Source organism: Bizionia argentinensis JUB59, from assembly GCF_000224335.1.
Taxonomy (GTDB): domain Bacteria; phylum Bacteroidota; class Bacteroidia; order Flavobacteriales; family Flavobacteriaceae; genus Algorimicrobium; species Algorimicrobium argentinense.
The window spans coordinates 19,046-44,395 of sequence record NZ_AFXZ01000012.1 but is presented as its reverse complement, the minus strand read 5'-3'; the positions used below and the strand labels follow the sequence as shown (position 1 = coordinate 44,395).

The 25,350-nt window shown below is 34.6% G+C and carries 37 protein-coding genes and 1 pseudogene; 36 read left to right on the top strand and 2 right to left on the bottom strand.

The window, feature by feature from the left end; translation table 11 throughout:
• Positions 1–44 precede the first annotated feature (44 nt).
• A complete protein-coding gene (locus BZARG_RS04500) occupies positions 45–1,685 on the bottom strand; it encodes a POTRA domain-containing protein (RefSeq protein WP_008635961.1) in 1,641 nt (546 codons plus the stop codon).
• A 237-nt stretch (positions 1,686–1,922) separates the two neighbouring features.
• On the opposite strand from BZARG_RS04500, the gene rpsL reads away from it, so the two are divergent.
• The 36 genes and pseudogenes from rpsL (at position 1,923) to BZARG_RS04325 (ending at position 24,818) form a co-directional block, all read left to right on the top strand.
• On the top strand, positions 1,923–2,297 hold the full coding sequence (gene rpsL / locus BZARG_RS04495) for a 30S ribosomal protein S12 (RefSeq protein ID WP_008635886.1): 375 nt from the start codon (positions 1,923–1,925) through the stop codon (positions 2,295–2,297).
• Positions 2,298–2,375: 78 nt separating this feature from the next.
• Entirely contained in the window at positions 2,376–2,852 is a 477-nt protein-coding gene (gene rpsG / locus BZARG_RS04490; RefSeq protein ID WP_008635875.1) for a 30S ribosomal protein S7, read from the top strand.
• 3 nt (positions 2,853–2,855) lie between these two features.
• Positions 2,856–4,982 carry an elongation factor G gene (gene fusA, locus BZARG_RS04485; RefSeq protein ID WP_008635848.1) on the top strand — a complete coding sequence of 709 codons (2,127 nt, stop codon included), beginning with the start codon at positions 2,856–2,858 and terminating at the stop codon, positions 4,980–4,982.
• Positions 4,983–4,993: 11 nt separating this feature from the next.
• Complete coding sequence (gene rpsJ / locus BZARG_RS04480; protein ID WP_006988551.1) at positions 4,994–5,299, top strand: 30S ribosomal protein S10; 306 nt, start codon at positions 4,994–4,996, stop codon at positions 5,297–5,299.
• 265 nt (positions 5,300–5,564) lie between these two features.
• A pseudogene (gene rplC, locus BZARG_RS04475) lies at positions 5,565–6,180 on the top strand (50S ribosomal protein L3).
• Positions 6,180–6,809: a 50S ribosomal protein L4 gene (gene rplD / locus BZARG_RS04470; RefSeq protein ID WP_008635933.1), complete on the top strand. Its 630-nt coding sequence runs from the start codon at positions 6,180–6,182 to the stop codon at positions 6,807–6,809. The pseudogene rplC and the gene rplD overlap by 1 nt, the downstream one beginning before the upstream one ends.
• A 7-nt stretch (positions 6,810–6,816) precedes the next feature.
• The gene (gene rplW, locus BZARG_RS04465) at positions 6,817–7,107 is read left to right on the top strand and encodes a 50S ribosomal protein L23 (protein WP_040288013.1); all 291 of its coding nucleotides are present in this window, start codon (positions 6,817–6,819) and stop codon (positions 7,105–7,107) included.
• Positions 7,108–7,123: 16 nt separating this feature from the next.
• On the top strand, positions 7,124–7,951 hold the full coding sequence (rplB, locus tag BZARG_RS04460) for a 50S ribosomal protein L2 (RefSeq protein WP_008635990.1): 828 nt from the start codon (positions 7,124–7,126) through the stop codon (positions 7,949–7,951).
• A gap of 6 nt (positions 7,952–7,957) precedes the next feature.
• Positions 7,958–8,236: a 30S ribosomal protein S19 gene (gene rpsS, locus BZARG_RS04455; RefSeq protein ID WP_040288012.1), complete on the top strand. Its 279-nt coding sequence runs from the start codon at positions 7,958–7,960 to the stop codon at positions 8,234–8,236.
• 6 nt (positions 8,237–8,242) lie between these two features.
• On the top strand, positions 8,243–8,650 hold the full coding sequence (rplV, locus tag BZARG_RS04450) for a 50S ribosomal protein L22 (protein WP_008635834.1): 408 nt from the start codon (positions 8,243–8,245) through the stop codon (positions 8,648–8,650).
• A gap of 9 nt (positions 8,651–8,659) precedes the next feature.
• Positions 8,660–9,379 (top strand): 30S ribosomal protein S3, encoded by a 720-nt coding sequence (rpsC, locus tag BZARG_RS04445; protein ID WP_008636057.1) that lies wholly within the window; start codon positions 8,660–8,662, stop codon positions 9,377–9,379.
• 20 nt (positions 9,380–9,399) lie between these two features.
• On the top strand, positions 9,400–9,819 hold the full coding sequence (gene rplP / locus BZARG_RS04440; protein ID WP_008636007.1) for a 50S ribosomal protein L16: 420 nt from the start codon (positions 9,400–9,402) through the stop codon (positions 9,817–9,819).
• A gap of 12 nt (positions 9,820–9,831) precedes the next feature.
• Entirely contained in the window at positions 9,832–10,023 is a 192-nt protein-coding gene (rpmC, locus tag BZARG_RS04435) for a 50S ribosomal protein L29 (RefSeq protein WP_008635957.1), read from the top strand.
• Positions 10,024–10,035: 12 nt separating this feature from the next.
• Positions 10,036–10,293, top strand: a complete 258-nt coding sequence (gene rpsQ / locus BZARG_RS04430; RefSeq protein WP_040288031.1) for a 30S ribosomal protein S17 — start codon at positions 10,036–10,038, stop codon at positions 10,291–10,293.
• Positions 10,294–10,295: 2 nt separating this feature from the next.
• Positions 10,296–10,664, top strand: coding sequence for a 50S ribosomal protein L14 (rplN, locus tag BZARG_RS04425; RefSeq protein ID WP_008635989.1), 369 nt, complete (start codon positions 10,296–10,298; stop codon positions 10,662–10,664).
• Positions 10,664–10,978, top strand: a complete 315-nt coding sequence (gene rplX, locus BZARG_RS04420) for a 50S ribosomal protein L24 (protein WP_394330504.1) — start codon at positions 10,664–10,666, stop codon at positions 10,976–10,978. The genes rplN and rplX overlap by 1 nt, the downstream gene beginning before the upstream one ends.
• Positions 10,979–10,990: 12 nt before the next feature.
• Positions 10,991–11,542: a 50S ribosomal protein L5 gene (gene rplE / locus BZARG_RS04415; RefSeq protein ID WP_008635795.1), complete on the top strand. Its 552-nt coding sequence runs from the start codon at positions 10,991–10,993 to the stop codon at positions 11,540–11,542.
• A gap of 3 nt (positions 11,543–11,545) precedes the next feature.
• Positions 11,546–11,815: a 30S ribosomal protein S14 gene (gene rpsN / locus BZARG_RS04410; RefSeq protein ID WP_008635779.1), complete on the top strand. Its 270-nt coding sequence runs from the start codon at positions 11,546–11,548 to the stop codon at positions 11,813–11,815.
• 74 nt (positions 11,816–11,889) lie between these two features.
• Positions 11,890–12,288, top strand: coding sequence for a 30S ribosomal protein S8 (gene rpsH, locus BZARG_RS04405; RefSeq protein ID WP_008636015.1), 399 nt, complete (start codon positions 11,890–11,892; stop codon positions 12,286–12,288).
• Positions 12,289–12,307: 19 nt separating this feature from the next.
• Positions 12,308–12,850, top strand: a complete 543-nt coding sequence (gene rplF, locus BZARG_RS04400) for a 50S ribosomal protein L6 (RefSeq protein WP_008635822.1) — start codon at positions 12,308–12,310, stop codon at positions 12,848–12,850.
• 10 nt (positions 12,851–12,860) lie between these two features.
• Positions 12,861–13,217 carry a 50S ribosomal protein L18 gene (gene rplR / locus BZARG_RS04395; protein ID WP_008635905.1) on the top strand — a complete coding sequence of 119 codons (357 nt, stop codon included), beginning with the start codon at positions 12,861–12,863 and terminating at the stop codon, positions 13,215–13,217.
• A gap of 6 nt (positions 13,218–13,223) precedes the next feature.
• On the top strand, positions 13,224–13,748 hold the full coding sequence (rpsE, locus tag BZARG_RS04390; protein ID WP_008635938.1) for a 30S ribosomal protein S5: 525 nt from the start codon (positions 13,224–13,226) through the stop codon (positions 13,746–13,748).
• A gap of 5 nt (positions 13,749–13,753) precedes the next feature.
• Positions 13,754–13,936, top strand: coding sequence for a 50S ribosomal protein L30 (gene rpmD, locus BZARG_RS04385; RefSeq protein WP_008636034.1), 183 nt, complete (start codon positions 13,754–13,756; stop codon positions 13,934–13,936).
• A 12-nt stretch (positions 13,937–13,948) separates the two neighbouring features.
• Positions 13,949–14,401 carry a 50S ribosomal protein L15 gene (gene rplO / locus BZARG_RS04380; protein ID WP_008635937.1) on the top strand — a complete coding sequence of 151 codons (453 nt, stop codon included), beginning with the start codon at positions 13,949–13,951 and terminating at the stop codon, positions 14,399–14,401.
• A gap of 14 nt (positions 14,402–14,415) precedes the next feature.
• Positions 14,416–15,762 (top strand): preprotein translocase subunit SecY, encoded by a 1,347-nt coding sequence (secY, locus tag BZARG_RS04375; RefSeq protein WP_008635860.1) that lies wholly within the window; start codon positions 14,416–14,418, stop codon positions 15,760–15,762.
• 7 nt (positions 15,763–15,769) lie between these two features.
• On the top strand, positions 15,770–15,985 hold the full coding sequence (gene infA, locus BZARG_RS04370) for a translation initiation factor IF-1 (protein WP_008636002.1): 216 nt from the start codon (positions 15,770–15,772) through the stop codon (positions 15,983–15,985).
• A gap of 54 nt (positions 15,986–16,039) precedes the next feature.
• Entirely contained in the window at positions 16,040–16,156 is a 117-nt protein-coding gene (ykgO, locus tag BZARG_RS15440) for a type B 50S ribosomal protein L36 (RefSeq protein ID WP_013305171.1), read from the top strand.
• Positions 16,157–16,158: 2 nt separating this feature from the next.
• A complete protein-coding gene (gene rpsM, locus BZARG_RS04365; RefSeq protein WP_008635975.1) occupies positions 16,159–16,533 on the top strand; it encodes a 30S ribosomal protein S13 in 375 nt (124 codons plus the stop codon).
• Positions 16,534–16,639: 106 nt separating this feature from the next.
• Entirely contained in the window at positions 16,640–17,023 is a 384-nt protein-coding gene (gene rpsK, locus BZARG_RS04360; protein ID WP_008635786.1) for a 30S ribosomal protein S11, read from the top strand.
• A 176-nt stretch (positions 17,024–17,199) separates the two neighbouring features.
• Positions 17,200–17,805, top strand: coding sequence for a 30S ribosomal protein S4 (rpsD, locus tag BZARG_RS04355; RefSeq protein ID WP_008635928.1), 606 nt, complete (start codon positions 17,200–17,202; stop codon positions 17,803–17,805).
• A 94-nt stretch (positions 17,806–17,899) separates the two neighbouring features.
• On the top strand, positions 17,900–18,892 hold the full coding sequence (locus tag BZARG_RS04350; RefSeq protein WP_008635981.1) for a DNA-directed RNA polymerase subunit alpha: 993 nt from the start codon (positions 17,900–17,902) through the stop codon (positions 18,890–18,892).
• A 61-nt stretch (positions 18,893–18,953) separates the two neighbouring features.
• Positions 18,954–19,430, top strand: coding sequence for a 50S ribosomal protein L17 (gene rplQ / locus BZARG_RS04345; protein WP_008635840.1), 477 nt, complete (start codon positions 18,954–18,956; stop codon positions 19,428–19,430).
• Between the two features lie 302 nt (positions 19,431–19,732).
• Positions 19,733–20,836: a glutamine-hydrolyzing carbamoyl-phosphate synthase small subunit gene (carA, locus tag BZARG_RS04340; protein ID WP_008635819.1), complete on the top strand. Its 1,104-nt coding sequence runs from the start codon at positions 19,733–19,735 to the stop codon at positions 20,834–20,836.
• A 156-nt stretch (positions 20,837–20,992) separates the two neighbouring features.
• Positions 20,993–22,288: a phosphopyruvate hydratase gene (gene eno / locus BZARG_RS04335; protein WP_008635873.1), complete on the top strand. Its 1,296-nt coding sequence runs from the start codon at positions 20,993–20,995 to the stop codon at positions 22,286–22,288.
• Between the two features lie 221 nt (positions 22,289–22,509).
• Positions 22,510–23,796: a citrate synthase gene (locus BZARG_RS04330; protein ID WP_008635982.1), complete on the top strand. Its 1,287-nt coding sequence runs from the start codon at positions 22,510–22,512 to the stop codon at positions 23,794–23,796.
• Positions 23,797–23,903: 107 nt separating this feature from the next.
• Positions 23,904–24,818 (top strand): dimethylarginine dimethylaminohydrolase family protein, encoded by a 915-nt coding sequence (locus tag BZARG_RS04325; protein WP_008636047.1) that lies wholly within the window; start codon positions 23,904–23,906, stop codon positions 24,816–24,818.
• Here BZARG_RS04325 and BZARG_RS04320 read toward each other — a convergent pair whose 3' ends face one another.
• Positions 24,819–25,343, bottom strand: coding sequence for a YceI family protein (locus BZARG_RS04320; protein ID WP_123766875.1), 525 nt, complete (start codon positions 25,341–25,343; stop codon positions 24,819–24,821).
• Positions 25,344–25,350 lie beyond the last annotated feature (7 nt).

Below are 25,350 nucleotides of genomic sequence, written 5' to 3'. Positions count from 1 at the left end.
TTTGTTTTTTTTTGGAATTAGATGAGTTTATGCCACTATAACTGTTAAAAAGCTGCCGTTAGGCTAATGTGGATCTTTGAATTTGAGAATTTGAAAATTCGCTCTTCACTTTTGCCATTAGCGTAATTAAAGCGTAATAGACCTGCTTTAGTATTGAGGCCAAAACCAAATCCAAAGCTGTAAAGTTTTGTTTTTTGATTTATTATTTTGTTCTCAAAATAGGCAACATCAATAATGGAATGTACGTATAAATTAGGACTTAATGAGTAACGGTATTCAGAAGCTAAAAGTGCGTAAAATGATGCATTTAAACTATTTTCTTCAAAACCTCTTATAGAATTGATTCCGCCAAAGCGCGATAATTCATTTTCTAAATAAGTATTCGAAAATAATCCATAGCTGGAGGCTTTTAAATACACGTTATTTTTTAAATTCAAATTAAAGATTTTAAAAGCGTCTAGCTCAAAATGAAGTTGCCTCTGGCGTTCTTCCTTTGTTGCTCTATTTCCAAAGCCGGTTTCAAGGCGAACTTGTGCATTTCTTTTAAATAGTGGTCTGTTTTTAAGATGGTGGGTATAAAGGTAACGCGCATTGTAAAATGTGGTCGTATAGTCTCTGATAAAAGGGTTTAAATTATCGTTACTTAATAGGTTGTTGGATTTAGTAGATTTCAAACCAATAGAAAACTGGTTTTTAGAATTTAACAGGTAATTTATTCTGGCGCTTTGTTGCGCTGTTGTAAAAGAAGAATCCTTTTTAAATATGCTTAACTCGAATTCGGCTCCAATAGGCGTACTAAATAAATACGGTAATTTTAGATTAGCAGCAAACGATTTTTGTTCGCTTTCATCACTACGATATGCGATTGATAATGTTTCGCCATAATTTAAATTGTTGGTAAGTTCTAGATTTAAATAGCCAGTAAGTGCTAATTTGCTGGTTGCTTCATCCGTACCAAACCCAAGAAATCCATCAAAGCTATTGCTTTTTGTTTTTTCAATGTATACATATAATATAGTGGATTCTCTACTAAATAATATTTCAGGTTCCTTTATTTGATTTGCAAAGGGGAGTTCTTGTAGCAAGTTGGTTTGTTGTTTTACCTTTGCTAAATTTATTGGGGCGCCATTTTTGAGTTTCAAGTACTGTTTTAAATAGGACTTCGGAAATTTCTCATAGCCTTTAACTAAGATCTTATCTATGTAGCGTTTATGGTTTTGTTCCGAAATAACCAAATTCGCTTTCAAGGTGCTGCCTTCTTTTTTCTGAATGTTTTCTAGTTTTGCTTTATTGAAAGGGAAGCCTTTTTCAGAAATCTGCTGGTTTATAAATTGAAGTGTTTTTTCAATTTGTTGAAAATTGACGATGAAAAAGGCTTTACTTTTATCTTTGCGAAGTTGTCTTATTGTAGAAGTGGGTAATTGTGAAACGTTGTAATATATATGTATGTATTTATAGGGCTTCTTTAGAGTAACATTGGATTCAAAAACCGAGTCGTTTAACTTTTTTAATACGTTCCATTCTGCATCTATATAACCCAAACGATTCAGTTTAGCCTTAAGTGTGTTTAGCTCCTGCTCAAGAGTATAGTAGTCTTTATGTGTTTTTGTGAAATAAATGGAATCCAATAATTTTGTTTCCTTTTCGTCATTACTTTGAATTCGTAAGTATAAATTCTGTCCCATTAAGCTTGTGGAAAAACAAACGTATATAATAAGGAGTAAAAATATAATTCTCTTTTGCACGTTTTTTTGTAAGTGATTGAACTGTAAAACTAACGCAAAAACAAGTGCTTTTATATAATGTTTGCGATATTTTTTAATTTCTATTGAAAATTAATGAATTATGATTTGAAAAATAAAAATATTTTTCTACCTTTGCAGCCCTCAAATAGAGGTTAAACAAAATTTATATAGAAATATATGCCAACAATTTCACAATTAGTACGAAAAGGAAGAACCAAAATAACCAAGAAGAGTAAATCGGTTGCTTTAGAGTCTTGTCCACAAAGACGTGGAGTATGTACGCGTGTTTATACTACTACACCAAAAAAACCTAATTCAGCAATGCGTAAAGTTGCAAGAGTAAGGTTAACCAATGGTAAGGAAGTAAACGCATACATCCCAGGAGAAGGACATAACTTACAAGAACACTCGATAGTATTGGTTAGAGGTGGAAGGGTAAAAGATTTACCAGGAGTTAGATATCACATTGTACGTGGTGCCTTAGACACAGCAGGTGTTGCAGGTAGAACGCAACGTAGATCTAAGTATGGTGCAAAACGCCCTAAGAAGTAAAACAAGTTAAAAGTTATGAGTTATGATTGCGAAAGCATTTATAATCAAAGCTAAAAACTAAAAACTCAAAAAGAAGACATGAGAAAAAAAGCAGCAAAAAAGAGACCGCTTTTGCCAGATCCTCGTTTTAACGATCAGTTAGTAACTAGATTCGTAAACATGATGATGTGGGATGGTAAGAAGTCAGTAGCTTTTAAAGTATTTTACGATGCAATTGATATCGTAGAAGAAAAGAAAACAGATGAAGAGAAAACGGCATTAGAAATGTGGAAAGACGCTTTATCAAATGTGATGCCTCACGTAGAAGTACGTAGTCGTCGTGTTGGTGGTGCAACATTCCAAATTCCAATGCAAATACGTCCAGATCGTAAAGTTTCTACAGCAATGAAGTGGTTAATTACCTATTCACGTAAGAGAAATGAGAAGTCTATGGCACAGCGTTTAGCATCAGAAATTTTAGCAGCAGCTAAAGAAGAAGGAGCGGCGGTTAAAAAACGTGTTGATACACACAAGATGGCAGAAGCGAACAAAGCATTCTCACACTTTAGATTTTAACAAATGGCAAGAGATTTAAAATTAACAAGGAATATTGGAATTGCGGCTCATATTGATGCTGGTAAAACAACAACAACAGAGCGTATTCTTTTTTATACAGGCGTAAATCATAAAATGGGTGAAACTCACCAAGGTTCATCTACAATGGACTGGATGGAGCAAGAAGCAGAAAGAGGTATTACAATTACGTCTGCTGCAACAACTTGTGACTGGGTTTTTCCTATGGAAAATGCTGAGCCTACTGCAGATGCGCAGAGTTACCATTTTAATATAATTGACACTCCAGGTCACGTAGATTTTACCGTAGAGGTAAACCGTTCATTACGTGTGCTTGATGGTTTAGTTTTCTTATTTAGCGCAGTAGATGGTGTTGAGCCACAATCTGAAACTAACTGGAGATTAGCTGATAATTATAAAGTCCCAAGAATTGGTTTCGTTAACAAAATGGACCGTCAAGGATCTGACTTTTTAGGTGTTTGTCAACAAGTAAAGGATATGCTTAAGTCTAACGCAGTACCAATTGTTTTAAACATTGGTGATGAGGACGATTTTAAAGGTATCGTTGATTTAGTAAAAAACCGTGCTATTGTATGGCACGATGAGAACTATGGCTCTACATTTGATGTTGTAGATATTCCAGAAGATATGAAAGATGAAGTACGTAAATACCGTGCTTTACTAATCGAGGAAGTTGCTGGTTACGATGAAAACTTATTAGAGAAATTCATGGAAGATGAAAATTCTATTACAGAAGACGAAGTGCACACTGCACTTAGAGCTGCTGTTATGGATATGGCTATCATTCCAATGGTATGTGGATCATCGTTCAAAAATAAAGGTGTACAGTTCTTATTAGATGCTGTATGTCGTTACCTACCTTCTCCAATGGATAGAGAAAGTGTTATAGGAACAAATCCTGATACTGGAGCTGAAGAAAGACGTAGACCAGATGTTAAGGAGCCTTTTTCCGCATTAGCATTTAAAATTGCTACCGATCCTTTTGTTGGTCGTTTAGCTTTCTTCCGTGCTTATTCAGGTCGTTTAGATGCAGGTTCATACATCTTGAATAACCGTTCAGGTAAAAAGGAACGTATTTCTCGTATCTACCAAATGCACTCTAATAAGCAAATTGCTTTAGATTATCTAGAAGCGGGAGATATTGGAGCAGCAGTTGGATTTAAAGATATTAAGACTGGTGACACCATGTCTGATGAAAAGCATCCAATAGTTTTAGAGTCTATGGACTTCCCTGATCCTGTAATTGGTATTGCGGTTGAGCCTAAAACTAAAGCTGATGTTGATAAATTAGGTATGGCTTTAGCTAAACTGGCTGAAGAAGATCCAACGTTTACAGCAAGAACTGATGAAAATTCAGGTCAGACAATTATATCAGGAATGGGTGAACTACACTTAGATATTATTGTGGATCGTTTACGTCGTGAGTTTAAGGTGGAAGTAGACCAAGGTAAACCACAAGTTGAGTATAAAGAAGCTATTACACAAGAAGCAGATCATAGAGAAGTTTACAAAAAACAATCTGGTGGTCGTGGTAAGTTTGCCGATATCGTATTTACGATTGGGCCAGCAGACGAAGGTGTGGTAGGATTACAGTTTGAGTCTACAATTAAAGGCGGTAACGTTCCTAAAGAGTTTATCCCTTCTATTGAAAAAGGATTTAAAATGGCTATGCAAAATGGTCCATTAGCAGGTTACGAAGTAGATGCTATGAAAGTAACGTTAAAAGATGGATCTTATCACGATGTGGATTCGGATCAATTATCATTCGAATTAGCAGCAAAATTAGGATTTAGAAATTCAGCAAAAGCAGCAAAAGCTGTTATAATGGAACCTATTATGAAACTTGAGGTAATTACTCCTGAAGAAAACATGGGTGATATTGTTGGAGATTTAAACCGTCGTCGTGGACAAATGAGTGATATGGGTGATAGAGCTGGAGCAAAAACTGTGAAAGCAACTGTACCTTTATCAGAAATGTTTGGATATGTTACAACATTAAGAACATTGTCTTCAGGACGTGCAACATCAACAATGGAATTTTCACATTATGCTGAAACACCTTCAAATATTTCAGAAGAAGTTATTAAAGCAGCTAAAGGTATTGAATCGTAAATCTTAAGAAAATGAGTCAGAAAATTAGAATAAAGTTAAAGTCTTACGATCACAATTTAGTAGATAAGTCTGCTGAAAAGATTGTAAAAACAGTAAAAAGTACAGGTGCAGTAGTAACGGGACCAATTCCATTGCCAACGCACAAGAAAATTTTCACTGTATTACGTTCACCTCACGTTAACAAGAAGGCAAGAGAACAATTTCAATTAAGCTCTTATAAGCGTTTATTAGATATTTACTCTTCATCTTCTAAAACGATTGACGCTCTAATGAAATTGGAGTTGCCAAGTGGCGTAGAAGTAGAGATCAAAGTTTAAGTATATACCTGCAAAGGCAGGTATCTCAAAGTCGGAATATTTCGATTGAGAGGTTCCCGCATTAGCGTGGATAAACATGTCCTTAACGACTGGTTAAGGAAAAATGGAAAAGTACAATTCAAGGCTGAAATGTATTTTTCAGCCTTGATACATTAGTAAAGGTAAGTCGCGACTTACCCATATACAAACAAAAGCTGACAAGTCGCGACTTGTCAATACAATAACGTAAGAACGAGTTAAGGCTTGTTCATAAACAAAGAAAATTATGTCTGGGTTAATTGGAAAAAAAAATCGGTATGACCAGCATCTTCGATGAAAATGGAAAAAACATTCCATGTACAGTAATCGAAGCTGGACCATGTATCGTTACCCAAGTCAGAACTGAAGAAGTTGACGGTTATAAAGCTGTTCAACTTGGTTTCGATGACGCGACAGAAAAAAGCGCTACTAAAGCTGACTTAGGTCATGCTAAAAAAGCAGGAACTTCTGTAAAACGCAAAATCGCTGAATTTAAAGGTTTTGATGAGGAGTACAAATTAGGTGATTCTATCGGTGTAGATTACTTTACAGAAGGAGAGTTTGTTGATGTAACTGGAATTTCTAAAGGTAAAGGATTTCAAGGTGTTGTAAAACGTCACGGATTCGCAGGTTCTCAAAGAACCCACGGTCAACAAAGTATGGGAAGAGCTCCAGGTTCTGTTGGTGCAGCTTCTTATCCTGCAAGAATTTTCAAAGGAATGAAAATGGGCGGAAGAATGGGAACTGATCAAGTAAAAGTTGAAAATTTAAGAGTTTTAAAAGTAGTTGCTGAAAAGAATCTACTTGTTGTTAAGGGATGTGTTCCTGGACATAAAAACGCTTATGTAATTATTAGAAAATAATGAAAGTAGCAGTTTTAGATATAAACGGAAAAGACACAGGAAGACAAGTTAACTTGTCTAAAGATGTGTTTGCTATTGAGCCTAATAATCATGCAGTTTATTTGGATGTTAAACAATATTTAGCAAACCAAAGACAAGGGACTCATAAAGCAAAAGAGCGTGCAGAAATTTCTGGTAGTACACGTAAGATAAAAAAACAAAAGGGTACTGGTACAGCTCGTGCGGGTAGTATTAAGTCTGGTGTTTTTAAAGGTGGTGGACGTATGTTCGGACCTAGACCAAGAAGCTATAGCTTTAAATTAAATAAAAACGTGAAACGATTAGCTCGTAAATCTGCTTTAACAATTAAGGCAAATGAGAAATCGATTGTTATTTTGGAAGACTTTAATTTTGAGTCGCCAAAGACAAAAAATTTCACGGCAATATTAAAAGCTTTAGATCTAGTAAACAAAAAATCTCTCTTTGTGTTGGGTGGTTCAAATAATAATGTATATTTGTCCTCACGTAATCTAAAAGGTTCTGAAGTTATAACTAGCTCAGAGATAAGTACTTACAAGATTTTAAATGCAAATCAGGTGATACTATTAGAGAGCGCTATTGAAGGAATTGAATCGAATTTAAGTAAATAAGAAACAGATGAACATCTTAATTAAACCTATAATCACAGAAAAAGCGACTGCAGATAGCGAGTTAAGAAACTGCTATACTTTCGCGGTGAATACCAAGGCGAACAAGGTAGAAATCAAAAAAGCGGTGGAAGCTGCTTATGGCGTTTCTGTTGAAAAAGTTCGTACTATAAATGTCCGTCCAGATAGAAGTACTAAGTTTACAAAAACTGGTATTCAACATGGTAAAACAAATGCTGTTAAAAAGGCAATTGTACAACTGGCGGAAGGTGAAATGATTGATTTATACAGTAACATGTAATTAAAGACAACAAAAAATGTCAGTAAGAAAATTAAAACCAACCACACCAGGACAGCGATTTAGAGTAGTAAATGGGTATGACGCCATTACTACTGATAAGCCGGAGAAAAGTTTATTAGCTCCGATTAAAAGATCTGGTGGTAGAAACAGTCGTGGAGTAATGACTATGCGCTACATAGGTGGTGGTCATAAAAGAAGGTATCGTATTATCGATTATAAGCGTAACAAAACTGGAATTCCAGCTGAAGTTAAGTCTATCGAATATGATCCAAACAGAACAGCGTTTATTGCGTTGTTAAACTATCAAGACGGTGAGAAAGCATATATAATTGCTCAGAACGGCTTACAAGTAGGTCAGTCTATTGTTTCTGGTGCAAGTAATGTTGCAACAGAAGTAGGTAATGCAATGCCACTTTCTCAAATTCCATTAGGAACTATTATTTCTTGTGTTGAATTACGTCCAGGTCAAGGAGCTGTTATGGCTAGAAGTGCTGGAACGTTCGCACAATTAATGGCTAGAGGCGATAAATTTGCATCTATTAAATTACCATCAGGTGAAACACGTTTAGTGTTAATTACATGTATGGCTACAATAGGAGCGGTTTCTAACTCCGATCATCAATTGTTAGTATCAGGTAAAGCTGGTAGAACAAGATGGTTAGGAAGAAGACCTCGTACAAGACCAGTAGTGATGAACCCAGTCGATCACCCAATGGGTGGTGGTGAAGGGAAATCTTCAGGTGGTCATCCTCGTTCTAGAAATGGTATACCTGCTAAAGGTTATAGAACCCGTTCTAAAACAAAAGCGAGTAATAAATATATTGTAGAACGTAGAAAGAAATAATAAGTCATGTCAAGATCATTAAAAAAAGGACCTTACGTTCATTATAAGTTAGAGAGAAAAGTGACTGCCAATGTTGATGGCAACAAAAAGACGGTAATCAAAACGTGGTCTAGAGCCTCTATGATTACACCGGACTTTGTTGGACAAACAATAGCAGTACATAACGGACGTCAATTTGTTCCGGTATATGTAACTGAAAACATGGTAGGACACAAGTTAGGAGAATTTTCACCTACACGATCTTTTAGAGGTCACGCAGGTGCTAAAAATAAAGGTAAAAAGTAGTAAGCTATGGGAAGTCGTAAAAAACAAATGGCAGACGCTATTAAGGAAGCAAAAAAGGAAATCGCTTTTGCAAAACTTAATAACTGTCCTACATCACCGAGAAAAATGCGTTTAGTAGCCGATTTAGTAAGAGGTGAACGCGTAGAGAAGGCGCTTAATATTTTAAAATTCAGCCAGAAAGAAGCATCAAACCGTTTAGAAACTTTGTTATTGTCTGCAATTGCAAACTGGCAAGCTAAAAACGAAGATGCAAGTATTGAAGAAGCTGAATTATTTATTAAGGAGATCCGTGTGGATGGTGGCTCAATGTTAAAGAGATTGCGTCCAGCACCACAAGGTCGTGCACACAGAATTAGAAAACGTTCAAACCACGTAACAATCGTAGTTGGAGCTAAAAATAACACACAAAGTTAAGATAGAGATATGGGACAAAAAACAAATCCAATCGGAAATCGCTTAGGAATTATCAGAGGATGGGAGTCTAACTGGTATGGAGGAAACGATTATGGTGATAAACTTGCCGAAGACGATAAGATCAGAAAGTACGTTCATGCACGTCTATCTAAAGCTAGTGTATCACGAGTAATTATTGAGCGTACGCTTAAACTTGTAACCGTTACTATCACAACGGCTCGTCCTGGTATCATTATAGGTAAAGGCGGTCAAGAGGTAGACAAGTTAAAAGAAGAACTTAAGAATATTACAGGAAAGGAAGTTCAAATAAATATATTTGAAATTAAAAGACCGGAACTTGATGCGTTTTTAGTTGCTTCTAGTGTGGCTCGTCAAATTGAAAACCGTATTTCTTATAGACGTGCGATTAAGATGGCCATTGCAGCAACTATGAGAATGAATGCTGAAGGAATAAAAATTCAGATTAGTGGTCGTTTAAATGGTGCTGAAATGGCACGTAGCGAACATTATAAAGAAGGACGTATTCCTTTATCAACCTTTAGAGCCGATATTGACTATGCTTTAGTTGAAGCACATACTACTTATGGTAGATTAGGTGTGAAAGTATGGATCATGAAAGGTGAAGTATATGGTAAAAGAGAGCTTTCTCCGCTTGTTGGATTATCTAAAAAGCAAGGAAAAGGTGGACGTGGTGGAAATAGAGATAATAAACCTCGTCGTAGAAAGTAATTTTTTAAAGAAAAGAAAGAATGTTACAGCCTAAAAGAACAAAATTTCGTAAGCAACAAAAAGGACGTATGAAAGGAAATGCCGGAAGAGGGCATGAACTATCTAGCGGAACCTTTGGTATAAAGTCAATGGACACTAGCTTTGTTACAGCACGTCAAATTGAAGCAGCACGTATTGCCGCTACACGTTTCATGAAGAGAGAAGGATCTATCTGGATCAAAATTTTTCCAGATAAGCCTATTACAAAGAAACCTCTTGAAGTACGTATGGGTAAAGGTAAAGGTGCCGTAGAATATTGGGTAGCTATAGTTAAGCCTGGTCGTATACTTTTTGAACTCGGTGGAGTACCACTAGACGTTGCTAAAGAAGCATTAAGATTGGCAGCACAGAAACTGCCAGTCAAAACTAAATTTATAATCGCTAGAGATTACGAAGCATAATTTATTAATACTATGAAACAATCAGAAATTAAAGAATTATCTGTAGCCGAGTTACAAGAGAAGCTTGGTGAGACAAAAAAGAGTTATTCAGATATGAAATTAACTCATGCAATTTCGCCTCTAGAAAATCCAATTCAGTTGCGTTCTGCAAGAAGAATAGTAGCAAGAATTGCAACAGAATTAACAAAACGAGAATTACAATAATTCTGCAGAATGATGGAAACAAGAAATTTAAGAAAAGAACGTATAGGAATTGTTACTAGTAATAAGATGCAGAAGTCTATTGTAGTAGCTGAAGTTAAGAAAGTTAAGCATCCTATGTACGGAAAGTTCGTGTTGAAAACTAAGAAATATGTTGCACACGATGAAACGAACGATTGTAACATTGGAGATACTGTAAAGATCATGGAAACACGACCTATGAGTAAATCCAAATGTTGGAGATTAGTTGAAATAATTGAAAGAGCGAAGTAATTATGTTACAAACTGAATCAAGATTAAAAGTAGCTGATAACACCGGAGCGAAAGAGGTTTTAACCATTCGTGTCTTAGGTGGTACTAAAAGACGTTACGCTTCTGTAGGAGACAAAATAGTTGTTTCCGTAAAAGATGCAACACCTAATGGAAACATTAAAAAAGGTGCTGTTTCTACTGCAGTAATCGTACGTACTAAAAAAGAAGTAAGAAGACCAGACGGATCTTATATTAGATTTGATGATAACGCATGTGTTTTATTAAACCCAACGGGTGAAATGAGAGGAACACGTGTATTTGGTCCTGTTGCGAGAGAACTTCGTGATAAACAATTCATGAAAATTGTATCATTAGCACCTGAAGTGCTTTAATGAAAAATAAAATGACAAAGCTTAAAATAAAATCAGGAGATACTGTTAAAGTTATTGCTGGAGACCATAAAGGATCTGAAGGTAAAGTAATGAAGGTATTAATAGATAAGAACAAGGCGATTGTTGAGGGTGTGAACATGGTGAAAAAGCATATGAAACCAAGTGCACAAAGTCCTCAAGGTGGAATCGTTGAAAAAGAAGCAGCTATTCATATATCTAACCTGTCTTTATTAACCGCTAAAGGTGAAGAGACTCGTGTTGGATACAGAATGGAAGGCGACAAAAAAGTGAGATTTTCTAAAAAAATCAAATGAAGTAATATAGTTATGGGATATACACCGAGACTTAAAGAAGAGTACAAAGGCAGAATAATTGCCGCTCTTAAGGATGAATTTGGTTATAATAATGTTATGCAAGTACCTAAACTACAAAAGATAGTAGTATCTAAAGGTGTAGGTGCAGCAGTTGCAGACAAAAAGTTAATTGACCACGCAGTGGAAGAGTTAACAACTATAACAGGACAACGCGCAATAGCAACAATCTCTAAAAAGGATGTTGCTTCATTTAAATTACGTAAAGGGATGCCAATTGGCGCTAAAGTAACTTTACGTGGTGAAAAAATGTATGAATTTTTAGACCGTTTAATTACTTCAGCTTTACCGCGAGTAAGAGATTTTAGTGGTATTAAAGCTACAGGATTTGATGGTAGAGGTAATTACAATTTAGGAATTACTGAACAAATTATCTTTCCAGAAATTGACATTGATAAAGTGAACAAAATTTCAGGAATGGATATTTCATTTGTTACCAATGCAGCAACTGATAAAGAAGCAAAATCACTATTAACCGAATTGGGATTACCTTTTCAAAAGAATTAAGATATGGCTAAAGAATCAATGAAAGCCCGTGAGGTAAAAAGAGAAAAAACAGTAGCTAAATATGCAGAAAAACGTAAAGCTTTAAAAGAAGCTGGCGATTATGAAGCATTACAAAGGTTACCTAAAGATGCTTCGCCTGTGCGTTTACACAACCGTTGTAAATTAACAGGAAGACCTAGAGGTTATATGAGAACATTTGGATTGTCTCGTGTAATGTTTAGACAAATGGCAAACCAAGGATTAATACCTGGCGTAAGAAAAGCAAGCTGGTAAATAGAAATATTAATTGGTTATAGGTTTAATCCAGAATAGTCGAGATTAAAAACCGTTACCGCAAATTTATAATTATGAATACAGATCCAATCGCGGATTATTTAACACGAATTAGAAATGCAGTTCTAGCTAACCACAGAGTGGTAGAGATTCCAGCATCTAATTTAAAGAAAGAAATCACTAAAATATTATTCGATCAAGGATATATTTTAAGTTACAAATTTGAAGATTCAGCTGTACAAGGAACTATTAAAATAGCTCTTAAATACAACAAAGAAACTAAAGAGTCTGTAATTAAGAAGATTCAGAGAATAAGTAAACCAGGTTTACGTAAGTACTCTAACTCTAAAGAACTTCCAAGAATTCTTAACGGTCTTGGTATTGCAATTGTTTCAACGTCACATGGCGTTATGACAGGTAAGCAAGCAGAGAGAGACAATGTTGGAGGAGAAGTACTTTGTTACGTTTACTAATTAAAAAAGACTATAAAACATGTCAAGAATAGGTAATAGCCCAGTAGTAATTCCAGAAGGAGTTACAGTTGAAATCAACGATAATGTGGTTACGGTAAAAGGGAAATTAGGTGAATTATCACAAGAGTTTTCTAGCGTAGCAATTAAAGTTGAAGAAGGAAATGTTATAGTTGAGCGTTTTTCTGAGAAGAAAGACGAAAAAGCAAAACATGGTCTTTATAGATCACTTATCGATAATATGATCGAAGGTGTATCTAAAGGATGGACTAAACAATTAGAGTTAGTAGGTGTTGGATATAGAGCAAATAGTCAAGGACAAAAACTTGAATTGGCTTTAGGTTTTTCGCATAATATTGTAATCGATGTTGCTCCAGAAGTAAAAATTGAAACAGTATCAGATAAAGGAAAAAATCCAATAATTAAATTAACATCTCATGACAAACAACTTGTAGGTCAAGTAGCTGCTAAAATTCGCGGCTTTAGAAGACCAGAACCTTACAAAGGAAAAGGTGTGAAGTTTGTTGGCGAAGAATTAAGAAGAAAAGCAGGTAAATCAGCTTAATAAGTAAGTTATGGCATTAACAAAGAACGAAAGACGAGTTAGAATAAAAAACAGAGTTCGAAAAATAGTTTCTGGAACAGAAACTAGACCAAGATTATCTGTTTTTAGAAGCAATAAAGAAATTTATGCACAAGTTGTAGATGACGTGACTGGTAGAACTATCAGCGCAGCATCTTCAAGAGATAAGGACATTAGTTCTGCAAAAGGTACAAAATCAGAAATTGCTACATTGGTAGGGAAATCTGTTGCTGAAAGAGCCCTTAAGGCAGGTATAAACACTATCTCTTTTGATAGAGGTGGTTCTTTATATCACGGAAGAGTAAAATCATTAGCAGAAGGTGCTAGAGAAGCAGGACTTAAATTTTAAGAAATTATGTATCAAAAATACAAAAGCGCAGAGCTAGTAAAACCAAGTGGATTAGATCTTAAAGATCGTTTAATTGGAGTACAAAGAGTTACAAAAGTAACTAAAGGTGGTAGAGCATTCGGATTTTCAGCAATTGTTGTTGTTGGAGATGAAGCAGGTGTTGTAGGTCAAGGTTTAGGGAAATCTAAAGATGTGGCTAGTGCAATTGCTAAAGCTTTAGAAGACGCTAAGAAAAGTTTAGTACGTATTCCTATTTTAAAAGGAACAATACCACACGAACAAAAAGGTAAGTATGGTGGAGCAAGAGTAAACATTATTCCTGCAGCTCCTGGTACAGGGGTTATTGCTGGTGGAGCAGTTAGAGTTGTTCTAGAGTCAGTAGGAATTGTTGATGTATTATCAAAATCTCAAGGTTCATCTAACCCACATAACGTTGTAAAAGCAACTTTTGATGCATTATTGCAATTAAGAGACGCTAAAACAATTGCTCGTGACAGAGGAATTTCTCTTGAAAAAGTATTTAAAGGATAATAACGATGGCAAAGATAAAAGTAACAAAAGTTAGAAGCGCAATCAATCGTACATTAAGACAAAAAAGAACTTTAGAAGCTCTTGGTCTTAAAAAAATTGGTCAAGTTGTAGAGCATGAAGCCAATCCAAATATCCTTGGAATGGTCGCTAAAGTTTCACATTTAGTTTCTGTTGAAGAAACGAACTAATAATACTGAAAAATGGATTTAAGTAATTTAAAACCTGCAGAAGGTTCAGTTAAAGGTCAAGGAAAAAGAATAGGTAGAGGACAAGGTTCTGGTAAAGGTGGTACGGCAACTCGTGGTCACAAAGGAGCAAAGTCTCGTTCTGGTTATTCTAAGAAAGTTGGATTTGAAGGTGGTCAAATGCCTCTTCAAAGACGTGTTCCTAAATTTGGCTTCACGAATATCAATCGTATAGAGCATCAAGGTGTAAATCTTGATACGCTTCAAAAATTGGTTGACGATAAGAAAATTAAGGATACAGTAGATTTTGAAACATTAATGGCTTTAGGTCTTATTACGAAGAATGATCTTGTTAAGATTATGGGTCGTGGTGAATTAACTTCAAAATTAAAAGTATCTGCACATAAATTTACCGCTTCAGCAAAAGCTGCAATTGAGGCTGCAGGAGGTGAAGTAGTAACGTTATAATCTAATTTAAGCGCATGAAATTTATAGAGACATTAAAAAATGTTTGGAAAATAGAAGAACTAAGAAACAGAATTATTGTTACATTAAGTTTGCTATTAGTTTATCGTTTTGGTGCTCAGGTTGTATTACCTGGGATTGATGCGGCGCAATTAGAAGGTTTACAAGGTAATACTGAAGATGGTTTATTAGGTTTATTAAATGCTTTTACAGGAGGTGCTTTTGCAAATGCTTCTGTTTTTGCATTGGGTATTATGCCTTATATTTCGGCCTCTATTGTAGTTCAGTTAATGGGAATAGCTATTCCTTATTTGCAAAAACTACAAAAGGAAGGTGCTAGTGGTCAAAAGAAAATTAATCAAATTACGCGTTGGTTAACCATCGCTATTTGTTTAGTTCAAGCTCCAGGTTATTTAGCAAGCTTACCGGCTTTAGGAATTCCGCCTTCGGCATTCTTGTTAGGTCAAGGTGGTTTGTTTTATTTCTCATCTATAGTCATTTTAGTTACAGGTTGTATCTTTGCGATGTGGTTAGGTGAAAAGATTACAGATAAAGGTATTGGTAATGGTATTTCATTATTAATTATGGTGGGTATTATTGCTACATTACCTAAAAACTTCTTATTAAATGCTTCTTCTAGATTAGAATCGAACAGTGTTATGCTTATTCTTTTTGAATTGGTAATCTGGCTTTTAATCATTCTGGCATCAATTATGTTGGTTATGGGAGTTAGACGGATTGCTGTACAATATGCAAGAAGAACTGCTTCTGGTGGTTATGAGAAAAACGTATTTGGATCAAGACAGTATATTCCTTTAAAGCTTAATGCTTCAGGTGTTATGCCAATTATATTTGCACAGGCAATTATGTTTGTACCAGGTTTAATTGGAGGATCATCTTTCCTGAAAGATACGGCAAGTGGACAATGGATGGCTACTAACTTTGCAGATATATTTGGTTTCTGGTATAATTTAGTTTTTGCATTATTAATTATTGTTTTTACATATTTCTATACGGCAATTACGGTACCTACCAATAAAATGGCAGATGACTTAAAGCGTAGTGGTGGATTTATTCCAGGGATTCGTCCAGGAACTGAAACATCGGAATATTTAGACAGAATTATGTCGCAAATAACCTTACCAGGTTCAATGTTTTTAGCCCTTATTGCTGTGTTCCCGGCGATTATCGTTTCACTTATGAACGTACAATCTGGATGGGCATTGTTTTTCGGTGGTACATCACTATTAATTATGGTTGGAGTGGCAATCGATACTATGCAACAAGTTAATTCATACTTGTTAAATAGGCATTACGATGGCTTAATGAAAACAGGTAAAAATAGAAAAGCAGTAGCTCAATAAGTATACTATGGCAAAGCAATCAGCAATAGAGCAAGACGGAACGATTATTGAAGCATTATCAAATGCTATGTTTCGTGTTGAATTAGAGAATGGTCACATTGTGACAGCACATATTTCTGGAAAAATGCGTATGCATTACATTAAGTTGTTACCAGGTGATAAAGTGAAATTAGAAATGAGTCCTTACGATTTAACGAAGGCTCGAATAACTTATAGATACTAAAAGGATAAGCCGTAAGGTTTTATCTAACAGTTTAAAACTAATAAAAAGGAACAGATGAAAGTTAGAGCATCAGTTAAAAAAAGGAGTGCAGACTGTAAAATCGTCCGCAGAAAAGGTAGACTTTACGTCATTAACAAAAAGAATCCTAGATTCAAACAAAGACAAGGATAATTATGGCAAGAATTGCAGGTGTAGACATACCAAAAAACAAAAGAGGTGTTATCTCGCTTACTTATATCTATGGAATAGGTAGAAGTAGAGCAAAAGATATTTTAGCAGAAGCTAAAGTAGAAGAAAGTACAAAAGTTCAAGATTGGACAGATGACGAAATCGGAAAGATTCGTGAAACAATCGGTTCGTTTACTATAGAAGGTGAACTACGTTCTGAAACGCAAATGAACATTAAGCGATTAATGGACATTGGTTGTTACAGAGGAATCCGTCATAGATCTGGACTTCCATTACGTGGACAACGTACTAAAAACAACTCTAGAACTAGAAAAGGTAGAAGAAAAACTGTTGCTAACAAAAAAATGGCAACTAAATAATTATTAGACATTAGTCATTAGAGTTTAGCCGTTAGATGAATCTGTTTGAAATAGCAATGTTTAGGATTCTAACAACTAAAAACTAACAACTAGAAACTATAACAATATGGCAAAGTCAATTACAAAAAAACGTAAAGTAATAGTAGACGCTGTTGGTGAAGCACATATAGCTGCATCATTTAACAACATCATTGTGTCTCTTACCAACAAAAAAGGCGATGTAATTTCGTGGTCTTCAGCTGGTAAAATGGGATTCCGTGGATCTAAAAAGAATACACCTTACGCTGCCCAAACGGCTGCTGAAGATGCTGCAGCTGTAGCACAAGCAGCAGGCTTGAAGAAAGTGAAAGTGTATGTAAAAGGCCCTGGAAATGGTAGAGAATCTGCTATTCGTTCACTGCATAATGCAGGTATTGAAGTAACAGAAATTATTGATGTTACACCATTACCGCATAACGGTTGTCGTCCTCCAAAAAGAAGACGTGTATAATTTATATATTAAGTAAACTTTGACATCAGCTATTTTTATATAGTTGATGTCAATATTTATATGTAAATTTGCAAACTGAAAAAAAATTAATAACAAGTATTAACGAGAGATAAAATGGTTATCGAAGGATAAGATTAAGACCTTAATTCATAAACCCTCTCAAAACAAAATATAAAATGGCAAGATATACTGGTCCTAAAACTAAAATAGCGCGTAAATTTGGCGAAGCTATATATGGAGAAGATAAATCTTTTGAAAAAAGAAATTATCCTCCAGGTCAACATGGTGCTAACAAGCGTCGTGGAAAGAAATCTGAATATGCAATCCAATTAATGGAAAAGCAAAAAGCTAAATATACTTATGGTATTTTAGAGAAGCAATTTAGAAACATGTTTAAAAAAGCAACTGGTGCTCCTGGAATTACAGGTACTGTGTTGTTACAATATTGTGAGTCACGTTTAGATAACGTTGTTTTCAGAATGGGAGTTTCTCCTTCAAGAAGCGGTGCTAGACAATTAGTTTCTCACAGACATATTACCGTTAATGGTGAAATAGTAAACATTCCTTCTTACCAACTTCAAGCTGGAGATGTTGTAGCCGTTAGAGAAAAATCAAAATCACTTGATGCTATAACAAGTTCTTTAGCTAATTCAAGTAAAGTTTATGAGTGGATTACATGGAATACATCTACGTCAGAAGGTACTTACGTATCTGTTCCTGCTAGACTTCAAATTCCAGAAAACATCAATGAGCAATTGATCGTTGAATTATATTCTAAATAATATATTAATTATATTGGTGTTTAGCCAAAGGATTTATAAGTCTTCTTCATACTCTTAAATCGCGCAACTAAATAACAATTAAAACGAAGAAATTATGGCAGTATTTAATTTTCAGAAGCCCGACAAAGTAATCATGATTGATTCAACGGACTTTGAAGGGAAGTTCGAATTTAGACCTTTAGAACCAGGTTATGGTTTAACGGTAGGAAATGCTTTAAGAAGAGTTTTATTATCTTCTTTGGAAGGTTTTGCAATGACATCAGTTAGAATAGAAGGAGTAGATCACGAATTCTCAACAATTGCTGGTGTGGTTGAAGACGTAACAGAAATTATTTTAAACTTAAAACAAGTTCGTTTTAAAAGACAAATAGAGGATGTAGATAATGAGTCTGTTTCTATTTCTATTTCTGGTCAAGATCAAATCACTGCTGGCGATTTCCAAAAATTTATTTCAGGATTCCAAGTATTAAATTCAGAACTAGTAATCTGTAATTTAGATCCTAAAGTAAATATTAATATGGAACTTACTATAGAAAAAGGTAGAGGTTATGTGCCTGCTGAAGAAAATAAGAAAGCTTCTGCACCAATTGGTACGATTTTTACGGATTCTATTTACACGCCTATTAAGAATGTTAAATATAGCATTGAAAACTTCCGTGTAGAGCAAAAAACAGATTACGAAAAGTTAGTTTTCGAAATCATGACAGATGGTTCAATAAGTCCACAAGACGCTTTAACCGAAGCTGCTAAAACACTTATTCATCACTTTATGTTATTCTCTGATGAGCGTATTACATTAGAAGCTGATGAAATTGCACAAACAGAAACTTATGATGAAGAATCGCTTCACATGAGACAGTTATTAAAAACCAAATTGGTTGATATGGACTTATCAGTTCGTGCATTAAACTGTTTAAAAGCTGCTGAAGTTGATACATTAGGCGACTTAGTATCATTCAACAAAAACGATTTAATGAAGTTCCGTAACTTCGGTAAGAAATCTTTGACAGAGCTAGAAGAGCTTGTAAACGTTAAAGGTCTTAATTTCGGAATGGATTTATCAAAATACAAATTAGATAAAGATTAATTCCTCATATTTTGCTCCTCAATAAAGGGTAGCAGCAAGATGAAGGTTAAAAACAAAGGTCATGAGACACGGAAAAAAAATAAACCATTTAAGTAGAAAAACTGCTCACAGAAAAGCTATGTTAGCTAATATGGCTTGTTCATTAATTGAACATAAACGTATTAACACAACAGTAGCTAAAGCGAAAGCGTTAAAGCAGTTTGTTGAACCTATGATTACTAAATCTAAAGTAGACACTACGCACAACAGACGTATTGTAATGGCTAGATTAAGACAAACGGATGCAGTTACTGAATTATTCAGAGATGTTGCTCCTAAAATCGGTGATCGTCCAGGTGGATATACACGTATTATCAAGTTAGGTAATCGTTTAGGTGATAATGCTGATATGGCCATGATAGAATTGGTTGATTACAACGAAATCTATAATGTAGATAAAGGTACTAAGAAAACTACGCGTAGAAGCAGAAGAGGTGGTTCTAAACCAGCTGCTGCTCCTGCAACAGATGCTAAAGCGTCAAGCGAAGAGGAAGAGTAGACGTTAAATTATATTAACGATAAGTAATAAAAAAGGGTAAATTGTATAATTTACCCTTTTTTGTGTCTAAATATTAGTGAATTTTTAATAGAACTTTAATGTATCTAAAAGTCCATGTAATTTTAACTAACGTTCTTATTAAAATCTACTAAAACTAAATAGTGAAATAAATAAAATTTTGTTTGTTTTAAATGCTATTTATAAGACAAATGCTACTATGATTTTCAATCAATAATTAATTAGTCCATAAACATTTTAGTTTATCCTTTTTTTTGTGCAATTTTGCCAAACTTTTCTAACGTATGAAATATAATAAAAGAGAAAAAGCCATCGTTCTTTTAGCAGACGGAACTATCTTTCATGGCAAATCAATTGGGAAAAAAGGTACCGCTTTTGGCGAAGTATGTTTTAATACAGGCGCCACCGGTTATCAAGAAATTTTTACAGATCCATCTTATTTCGGACAGTTAATGGTTTCAACCAATGCCCACATTGGTAACTACGGAACTCATTCTGATGAAATGGAATCTGATACTGTAAAAATATCAGGTCTTATTTGTAAAAATTTCAGCTTTAGTTATTCTAGAGATTCAGCAGAAGGTAGTTTAGAACAATTTTTTGATAAGCATAACGTATTAGCTATATCAGATGTGGATACTCGAGCTCTAGTGAGTTATATTCGTGATCACGGTGCTATGAATGCACTAATTTCTACAGATGTTGATAATATAGACCTTTTGAAAAAACAGTTAGCTGAAGTGCCAAGTATGGATGGTTTGGAGTTAGCTTCAAAAGTATCTACGAAAGAACCTTATTTTTATGGCGATGAAAATGCTACTTATAAAATAGCAGCTTTAGATATAGGCATTAAAAGGAGTATTTTAAAGAATTTAGCTGATCGAGACGTATATATAAAAGTGTTTCCTTACAATGCTAAATTTGAAGAATTAGAAGCTTTTAAACCTAATGGGTATTTCTTGTCTAATGGACCTGGAGATCCGGAACCTTTAGTCGAAGCTCAATCTTTAGCAAAAGAAATTATTGCTCGTAACTTACCATTATTTGGAATTTGTTTAGGACATCAGGTAATTGCACTCGCCAATGGGATTTCAACCTATAAAATGCATAACGGACATCGCGGAATTAATCATCCGGTAAAAAACTTGGTGACGTCAAAAGGTGAAATTACATCTCAAAACCATGGTTTTGCTATTAATAGAGAACAAACTGAACAACATCCTGATATTGAAATCACCCATGTTCATTTAAATGATCATACTGTGGCTGGTATTAAAATGAAATCTAAAAACTGTTTTTCTGTTCAATATCATCCAGAAGCTAATCCAGGGCCTAACGACTCTAACTATCTTTTCGATCAATTTATTGAAAATATCAAGAACGCTTAAACATAAAAACCCCAAACTGCTTTAAAGTTGTTTGGGGTTTATTAGTTATTATCAGCGTCTCGTAAAAATTAATTATAATAGTGTCAGTCCCCATTTACCATAATTGAATGATTTCGTAAATTTACGGCGCTAAACAATAAAATAAAATTTAATCTTATGAGCATTATTATAGATATTCACGCTAGACAAATTTTTGATTCTCGTGGTAATCCAACTATTGAAGTAGATGTAACTACTGAAAATGGCTTTTTAGGTCGTGCAGCTGTTCCTTCTGGAGCCTCAACAGGTGAGCATGAAGCTGTAGAGTTACGCGACGGTGGAACCGATTTTATGGGGAAAGGAGTTACTAAAGCGGTTAAACACGTGAATACAATTATAGCCCAAGAATTATTAGGAACATCGGTTTTTGAACAGAATTCAATAGATCAGATCATGATTGAATTAGATGGGACGCCTAACAAATCTAATTTGGGAGCAAACGCTATTTTAGGTGTTTCTCTAGCAGCGGCAAAAGCGGCTGCTCATGAATTAGGTTTGCCATTATATAGATACATCGGTGGTGTTTCAGCTAATACACTTCCGGTTCCTATGATGAATATCATTAACGGTGGTTCACATAGTGATGCCCCTATTGCTTTTCAGGAATTTATGATTATGCCGGTTAAAGCAAATAACTTTAGCCATGCTATGCAAATGGGAACAGAAATATTTCACCATTTAAAATCCGTACTGCACGATCGCGGTTTAAGTACATCTGTTGGTGATGAAGGTGGTTTTGCGCCAAATTTAGAAGGCGGAACCGAAGATGCTCTGGATACTATTAAAAAAGCAGTTGAAAATGCAGGATACAAATTTGGAGATGATATTATGATTGCTTTAGACTGTGCAGCAGCAGAGTTTTATGTAGATGGTAAATATGATTATAAAAAATTTGAAGGCGGTTCAGGTCAATTAAGAAATAGTAAGGAGCAAGCTGATTATATTGCTGAATTATGTAGCAAATATCCAATTATATCTGTTGAAGATGGTATGGATGAAGATGACTGGGAAGGTTGGAAATACCTAACCGAATTAATTGGTGATAAAGTGCAAATAGTAGGTGATGATGTTTTTGTAACTAATGTAGAGCGTTTGTCTAAAGGAATTGAGCAGAACACAGCTAATTCTATACTGATTAAAGTAAATCAAATAGGAACACTAACCGAAACGATCGCTGCTGTAAATATGGCGCATAATGCCGGATATACGACTGTAATGTCTCATCGCTCCGGTGAAACAGAAGATTATACAATTGCCGATTTAGCAGTGGCTTTAAACTGTGGACAAATTAAAACAGGTTCTGCATCGCGTAGTGATCGTATGGCCAAATACAATCAATTACTGCGTATAGAAGAAGAATTAGGAGATACGGCGTATTTTCCTCAAAATAAAGCTTTTAAAATAAAGAGATAATGCGTGTTTTTACACTAAAGCTTTGTTCGTTTTTAACGTAAATCAAATAATTTATAATAGCCCTTATTAGAAAACTAATAAGGGCTATTTTTTTGTATCAATTTTACCAATATCTTTATTGATAAAACCTTGTTAATTGCCTTTAAAAATAGGTAGATATTTCGTATTTTCGTAGCACTGAAAAAGAATTGAATTACAAATTATAATAATTAAATACATATATGGCAAACACGGCTACTTTAGAGATTAATGGTGAAAAGCACGAACTTCCTTTAATTAAGGGAACAGAAAATGAAGTTGGTATTGATATTAAAAATTTAAGAAGCATAACCAATGGTGTTGTTACTATCGATCCAGGCTATAAAAATACTGGCTCTTGTGAAAGTGCTATTACGTTTTTAGATGGTGAAAAAGGAATTTTAAGATACCGTGGATATTCTATTGAGGAGTTAGCTGAAAAAGCAGATTTTCTAGAAGTTGCATACTTGTTGATTTTTGGTGAATTACCAACACATACACAATTAGATAAATTTCATACAGATATTAAAGCGCAATCAGTTGTAGATGAAGATTTGCGTAAAATTGTAGATGCGTTTCCGAAATCTGCACATCCAATGGGTGTTTTAGCCTCTTTAACAAGTGCGTTAACGGCGTTTAACCCATCTTCAGTCAATGTAAAATCTGAAGAGGATATGTATAAAGCTATTGTTAAAATATTGGGGAAATTCCCAGTTTTAGTAGCTTGGACTTTTAGAAAAAAGAATGGTCTGCCATTGGACTACGGTGATAAAAATTTAGGTTATGTAGAAAACATCTTGAAAATGATGTTTAAACAACCTAACGAAGAATATAAATTCAACCCAATAGTAGTAAATGCATTGGATAAATTATTAATTCTTCACGGTGATCATGAGCAAAATTGTTCTACATCAACGGTAAGAATTGCAGGTTCTTCTCATGTAGGATTATTTGCTTCTCTTTCTACTGGTATTTCGGCGCTTTGGGGTCCTCTTCACGGCGGTGCAAACCAAGCAGTTCTTGAAATGCTTGAAGCTATTAATGATGATGATGGAGATACGGCTAAATACATGGCGAAAGCTAAAGATAAAGAAGATCCATTTAGATTAATGGGCTTTGGACATCGTGTTTATAAGAATTTTGATCCAAGAGCTAAAATTATCAAAAAAGCTGCAGATGAAATTTTAAACGATTTAGGCGTAGAAGATCCAATTTTAAATATAGCGAAGGCTCTTGAGGAAGAGGCGCTACAAGATCCATACTTTGTAGACAGAAAACTATATCCGAATGTTGATTTCTATTCTGGTATTATTTATAGAGCTATGGGGATTCCAACCGACATGTTTACGGTAATGTTCGCTTTAGGTCGTTTACCTGGATGGATTTCTCAATGGCGAGAAATGCGTTTAAATAACGAACCAATTGGTCGTCCACGTCAGATTTATGTGGGTGAAACTTTAAGACCTTTCAAAGCTATCGATAAACGATAATTATTTTTATTATATTAAAGAGCTTCATTTTTTTATGAAGCTTTTTTTTGTTCATATTTAAGATAAAAATCACCATTAAAATATAAATTAATTAGGTTTACAATATTATGATAAAACTTAAAGTAAATAATGAAACATCAAGACTACGTGCCGTGGTCTTAGGTACAGCAATTAGCAATGGACCAACTCCTGACGAAAGTGAGGCGTATGATCCGAAATCATTAGAGCATATTAAAGCTGGAACGTATCCAATAGAAGCTGATATGGTAAAAGAAATTCAGGCTTTTGAAGATATTTTCAAGAAATACGATGTTAAAATTTATAGACCAGAATTAATCAAGGATTGCAATCAGATTTTTACGCGTGACATTGCTTTTGTAATCGATGATGTGTTTGTTAAAGCCAATATTCTCCCTAATCGTGAAGAAGAGTTGGAGGCAGTTCAGTATATTATAGATCAAATAGATCTTAAAAAAGTAGTGCGTCCGCCAGAAGAAGCTCATATTGAAGGTGGCGATGTTATGCTTTATAATGATCACGTTTTTGTTGGAACTTACAAAGGAAGTGATTATAAAAACTATATCACAGCTAGAACCAATATGGCAGGTGTGCAATTTATTAAAGATTTGTTTCCAAATAAAATTGTAAAGGAATTCGATTTAGTGAAATCGAAAATAGAACCACGTGACAATGCGCTACATTTGGATTGTTGCTTTCAACCTATAGGAAAAGGAAAGGGTATTATTTATAAAAGTGGATTCCGTGAGGAAAGTGATTATATGTATTTAGTAGATTTAATTGGGAAAGAGAATCTATTTCATATTACACGCGATGAAATGTATAATATGAATAGTAATGTGTTTTCAATTTCGGAAGATGTTGTTGTTTCCGAGAAAAATTTTACACGCTTAAATACTTGGTTGCGTGATAATGGTATGACTGTGGAAGAAGTTCCTTATGCTGAAATTGCTAAACAAGAAGGTTTGTTGCGTTGCAGTACAATGCCGTTAATTCGCGATTAATTAATTTAAAACACAGGTGATGGTTACGGTAGCTGATTTACCAACGCGAAAAGTTCCGTAATCTTCACCGATGTTATAATTTAAACGGTTAATTTCAAGTTCGCCTTTAAATGTATTATTTTTAAACGTAAATGGTATACTAACTATTTTAGTGACGTTTCGAATAGTTAAACTTCCCGTTGTAACATAGCCTTCATTAGTTTTGGAAATCGAATCCGATTTATAACAAATAGTTGGATAGGTTTCAACTTCAAAAAAAATATCAGACCGCAAATCGATATCTCGTTCCGCGTTTTCGGTATCTACGGATTTAGCATCTACGCAAATATTAAAATTAGAGCTTTCTAATTCTGATTCATTAAAATTAAAATCACCTGTCATTCCGGTAAAGGTACCATTCACATTAAAAAAACCAACTGCCCCAATTTCAAACGCAATAATTGATTTATTGGAATTGATAGTTTGTGCACATGTGAAATATGCAATTGTTAAACTACCTAGAAATAACATGATAGACCTTTTCATTTTAGAA